At 34.1% G+C, this 3,218-nt stretch carries 3 protein-coding genes; all 3 read right to left on the bottom strand.

The window, feature by feature from the left end; all coding sequences use genetic code 11:
* Positions 1 to 740: 740 nt before the first annotated feature.
* The gene (locus ACFIO3_RS10530) at positions 741 to 1,148 is read right to left on the bottom strand and encodes a hypothetical protein (protein WP_375606799.1); all 408 of its coding nucleotides are present in this window, start codon (positions 1,146 to 1,148) and stop codon (positions 741 to 743) included.
* Positions 1,149 to 1,684: 536 nt separating this feature from the next.
* Positions 1,685 to 2,548, bottom strand: coding sequence for a prephenate dehydratase (locus tag ACFIO3_RS10525; protein WP_375686587.1), 864 nt, complete (start codon positions 2,546 to 2,548; stop codon positions 1,685 to 1,687).
* Positions 2,545 to 3,218 (bottom strand): 3-deoxy-manno-octulosonate cytidylyltransferase (locus tag ACFIO3_RS10520; protein WP_375704431.1); only part of this gene is annotated, 674 nt, incomplete at its 5' end. The genes ACFIO3_RS10520 and ACFIO3_RS10525, both read right to left, overlap by 4 nt.

Raw genomic sequence — 3,218 nt, 5'->3', positions numbered from 1 at the left:
TATTGTGAACGAGAATATCAAATACGTAATATTTTTTCTTTTAACATCTATGAATGTAAATCTTGAGTAGATGTTATCGCTCTTTTTTCTTGAGTGCTGATTTTCTTCATTAAAGACGTTGGGCTCATCACTAGATAAATCAATATATGTGTTCCCATTATTGGAGAAAAGATTTCACATATCTTTTAAGGACTGTACTCATACAAGAGATGATGCAATTTAAAAGCTATAAAATAATAATGGTGGCTGGCACAGATTTATGATTTTATAACTGTAAAAATGGTATTTTATATACACGACATTTTATAGCTTTAAATAATTAGATTTTTTAACGAAAAGAGAAAAGCGAGATAAATTTTTATAAAAAGCTGAATGAGTATGACTTAAAGTGCAGTGAGGAATGCGTCTGCAGATGCAAATTTTACTTTCTGTTTATCTAAGTGATTTGGGTACGATGTGCTTTATAGTACTTAAAATAAAGCAGTTGCGAAGATAGAAGTTATATTCTTATTAAAAAAATAGCTCTGATAGTAGAAAATACAGAACAATTTAAGTCTAGTCTTCTAGTTTTCGCAAAAGTTCTTTAATATCTGACCTTATAAGCATCTTAAGGTTTGCCATATTAATATAAAAATAATCTTTTCAGCGATTAGTTTTAATGGCTCATTATGCCGTATTTTGAAAAAAACACCTAAAAAAAAGAATAACTCTACTCAAATTTAGATGTTATAGAAATATTGTTAATCATAACCTCCTGTGTCACAATCTGTTCCAACAACTTTTTTGTTCGTAATATTTTTAAAAATATAACGTCCTGACCAAGGAAAACTTATATGAAGAGATTTTATATTTTTTAGGGTAAAGATTTTCTTTTCTTTATCATGGGTTATTTTCTTTTCATCATCAACAAAAATTCTCAATTTGTTTAAATCAGAAGGGGCAGAGTATGATAAAGTAAAGGATACTTTCTTCGGTTTAAAGATATTACAAGAGTATTCAACTCCTTGCTGGAATGTATAGGATGGTGTGATCACAACACTTTCATCCCGCGCAAAATTCCATTTTTTTTCACCAAAGCCAGCAAATGCAACACTAGAGTAGGCGAGAATATTTGCAGCTAATAATCCTCGCGTGAAGACTTTTTTCATTATCCTCTCCTTTTTCTAAAGTGAGGTGAATCATAAATCAATTTTTATAAAGATAAAAGCTCAAACTTAATGCTAAAATCAGGGCTAAGTTGCATTTTCTAGTTTCAAACTATGTTTAGAATAGTATTAATCTAAGAGATTTGAATGCTCTATTATGTATAATAATTTTAATTGTTTTGAGAGCGAATTTAGAAGTTCGTTATCTTTATTGGAATATTGTCAGAGGAAATGACTTTTCTCAAGAGTCTCTCTTTGAATATATAAAGGGAAATAGATGGTACAAGCGTTTTTATTTTTGGTTACTGTATTTTTTACACTGGTTTTTATACGAGTTGAATTGCGGTTTATCGTGATATAATTTGTGAGAAAATATTATGAAAATAATTTATATATTCTGTTACGAGCTGTTTTTTCTTCTTCAGTGTTTATAAAGGGTGTTGAGTAGAAAAAAACAAGCCCTTTCAAGATGCGTTGCATTATGAAATTTTTACGATGCTTTTTGATATCAACAAAAAATGATAGCAGCTTAATTGCTTTTATATATACGATGTTCGATCGTTTTGTGCTGGATAAGTACCGATAATACGCAGTTCTGCAGAAAAGAAAGATAATTCTTCTAAGGCAAGTTTCATCATCGGGTCTTCAGGATGTCCTTCAATATCAACAAAGAATTGTGTTGCATTGAAATTTCCACCAATTTGATAGCTTTCTAATTTTGTCATATTGATACCATTCGTTGCAAATCCTCCCATAGCTTTATAGAGAGCAGCGGGGACATTGCGCACTCGAAAAAGAAGACTGGTGATGATTTTTTCGCCATTTTGAGGTTTGGGGACATGTCGTTTGGAGCGTGAAAGGATGACAAAACGGGTAATATTATGAGGGTTATCTTCAACATTTCTTTCAAGAATATCAAGTCCATAGAGTTCTGCTGCGATTAAAGGTGCTAAGGCAGCCTGTGAACGTTTAGCATTTTTTTTAATAAATTTTGCAGCTCCAGCGGTGTCAGCAGAAACAACAGATTTCCAACCGTTGTTTCGTATGATTTTTCGGCATTGTGCAAGGGCATGCGTATGGCTGTGGACGGTTTTAATTTCGTCATATGTAACGCCGGGCAAAACCATGAGTTGAAAATGGATAGGTAAAAAATATTCATCAATAATATAAAGAGACGACTGCGGTAAAAGATGATGAATGTCTGCAACGCGCCCTGCAAGAGTATTTTCAATAGGGATCATAGCAAGATCAGCTTTCCCGCTTTCCACTAAATTAAGAGCGTCTTCGAAAGTAGCAGAGGGAACAGCATCCATATTGGGGAACATATTGGAGCAAGCAATATGGGAATTAGCGCCGTATTCTCCTTGGAAAGAAATTTTATTGGTTTTTTTAAGTATTTTCATGCTAAAATCTCACAAGCTCTATCGAGATCATGTTGTGTGTCTACACCTAAGGGAATTGTATCGACTATTTCCACATCAATACGCATATTGTTTTCTAATGCACGTAATTGTTCAAGTTTTTCACGTTTCTCAAGTGGTGAGGGTTTGAATGATACAAATTTTTCAAGTGCTTCGCGCCTATAGGCGTATATTCCAATATGGTGATAAAGAGGACCATCTCCATAGGGTGCTGTGGCGCGAGTAAAATAAAGAGCACGAAGGCGATTTTGAGAAAGCGGTGTCCCAATGATCTTGACAACATTGGGATCTCTTGTTTCATTTTCTTCAATGATTTGAGCACCCAAGGTTGCAATATCAGTAAAGCTATTTTCTAAAGGGCGTAGTGCACGAATGATTTCACGAGGCATGATTGTTGGTAGGTCACCTTGTATATTTAAAATGGCGTTGTAGCGTTGTTCAGGATCAATGCGTACTAAAGCTTCATAAATACGATCAGATCCAGACTTATGATCACCTCGTGTTATGATATATTCATGCCCATAATCTGCAACAGCTTTAGCGATATCATTATGATCTGTTGCAACGATGGTTCGACCTAATGCGGCTTTTTTTGCTTGTTCTGCGACATGAACAATCATCGGCTTTCCAGCGATTTCAGCGAGAGCTTTTT

This window comes from Bartonella sp. AD328YNZD, from assembly GCF_042196425.1.
This window is presented reverse-complemented; position numbering and strand designations above follow the sequence as displayed.

Bases quoted from the DNA above. Each gene is read 5' to 3' on its own strand.
- ACFIO3_RS10530 (WP_375606799.1), bottom strand. From the start codon at position 1,148: ATGAAAAAAGTCTTCACGCGAGGATTATTAGCTGCAAATATTCTCGCC.
- ACFIO3_RS10525 (WP_375686587.1), bottom strand. From the start codon at position 2,548: ATGAAAATACTTAAAAAAACCAATAAAATTTCTTTCCAAGGAGAATAC.